This window comes from Moorena sp. SIO4E2 (assembly GCF_010671945.1).
GTDB lineage: Bacteria > Cyanobacteriota > Cyanobacteriia > Cyanobacteriales > Coleofasciculaceae > Moorena > Moorena producens.
Genome location: NZ_JAAHIE010001007.1, coordinates 1 through 1,954, shown reverse-complemented (window position 1 = coordinate 1,954; position 1,954 = coordinate 1). Strand labels below are relative to the sequence as shown.

Sequence of the window (1,954 nt, the reverse complement as noted above, 5' to 3'; positions counted from 1 at the left end):
TTATCAGACACACAAAAGTCAAAGACACCAGAAGCCCTTATGATGTCTTTGACTTTTGTGTGTCTGATAATTTCTACCTTGGCATGTCTAGGTAAGTAATTATCTTTACTAGTCATAAACATCCATCTATCCTTTCCTAAGGTTCCCCAATATTTCTTGGTTACCCAGTTTTTAGATTTATTAGGATGCCTTCTGTATCCCCATCTTTGAAGCTTATTCCATAACATGTATCCTATTTTCTCGAATGTTTCTTTGCTACATACTGTTTTATTGTAGTTGCACCATCCGAGTATAATAGGTTTAAGGCATTTTATTAGTGCCTCTTGGGAGGCGGCTCTATGACGGTCTATTTTGTCTGAGAGCTGCCTATAATGTCTTTGGATGCTTTCTTTGGATGGTTTTATGATGGTCTTAAAACCTTGTTTTGACTGATTTTTACCTACATTGTATTGACGTATATTGAATCCTAGGAAGTCAAATCCGTCCGTTGTGTGGGCTATTTTTGTTTTACTTGGTTTTAATTCCAGCCCTATATCCTTCAACCATGTGCTAATAATTTTTTGACATTCTTCTACTGTGGTTTGGTCTTCGTGTATGATTACGAAGTCGTCAGCATATCTTATCAAACTCATTGCCTTTCTCTTTTGTGTTTTAGCCCTCCCTTTTATTTTTAATGTTTCTGCATATTGTTTGATGTGCTCTTCCATTCCGTGGAGGGCTATATTTGCCAGGAGTGGAGATATAACTCCACCCTGAGGAGTGCCCTCTTTTGTAGGTGAGAATGTTCCATTGTCCATCACTCCGGCTTTGAGCCAGGACTTTATTAGACGTCTTAAGGATGGATATGTATTTAATTTTGTTAGTAGCGTTTCATGGTTGATTTTGTCAAAGCATTTGGCAATATCTGCATCTAGAACCCATTTTTGTTTTTGGGCAATGGCTTTGAATATTGCTTCAATAGCATCGTGACATGAGCGTCCTGGTCTGAACCCATAAGAGTTGGGTTCAAATTTTGCTTCCCATTCAGGTTCTAATGCCTGTTTAGCAAGTGCCTGTAAAGCACGGTCATATATGGTCGGGATTCCTAAAGGTCGCTTTTCCGTTTTTCCAGGTTTTGGTATCCAAACCCTTCTTGTTGGTTTTGCCTTCTTATGGATTTTTAGGTTAACTACCAGGGCGAGTCGTTGCCTATGGGTTAAGGCTTCTTTCCCGTCTATTCCGGCAGTTTTCTTACCTTTGTTTTCCTGGGTAACCCGCCTGACCGCAATCATTTTGGCTGTCCAGGATTTCATTAGGGTCTTTTGTAGCTTTCTTACCACACGGACGTCACCACGTTGTGAGGCTCGATATATTCGTTTTTGTAACTTAAATAAGACTTTTTCTAGCTTACGCCAATTTACCCTATTCCATTCCACCGTCTGGTTTCCCTGGGTTTTAGACATATTCATTACTACTTACAACTATATCTTTTCCTATAGACGTGAATCTGTCGGCGTATCCTGGATGTTACTCCAGGTATTAGCTTTTGATTCAATCTTGCTCCCATATAACTTACGGCTAACTACCTACTCAGAATATTCGACCTTTCTGAGAGTATATATAGGAGTTACTTCGTTCCTGATAACCATTTTTTCGGACTTTTAGGGCGATACTATTCACCGGGAATTAGGGAAATCATTATGTAGAGCCAAAACTACATAATCCATTTGTTTTCCTTTAACTATTTGTTTGTAGCGTATCAAACCTTATTTCGCTACACCTATTTAACTCGGATGTATCTTTCTTGCGTACCCATGAGTCCCTGCCTGTTACTAACATCTGTTCAGGTTAAGGATGCTTCACTGTTCGACCCTTGCATTAATCTATGAGTTTGTTATGTTCATAAATCAGGGTAAGGCTGTCACTCGGATTTCGCGAGGGATGGAGTTTCACCATCATGGTTATCAAGTTATCA

Annotated in this window: 1 protein-coding gene; it reads right to left on the bottom strand. The window is 39.4% G+C overall.

Going from position 1 to position 1,954, the window contains the following annotated elements:
• Positions 1-1,442: group II intron reverse transcriptase/maturase (gene ltrA, locus F6K37_RS39985; RefSeq protein ID WP_287256820.1), on the bottom strand; the 1,442-nt coding region annotated here is incomplete at its 3' end.
• Between the last annotated feature and the right edge of the window lie 512 nt (positions 1,443-1,954).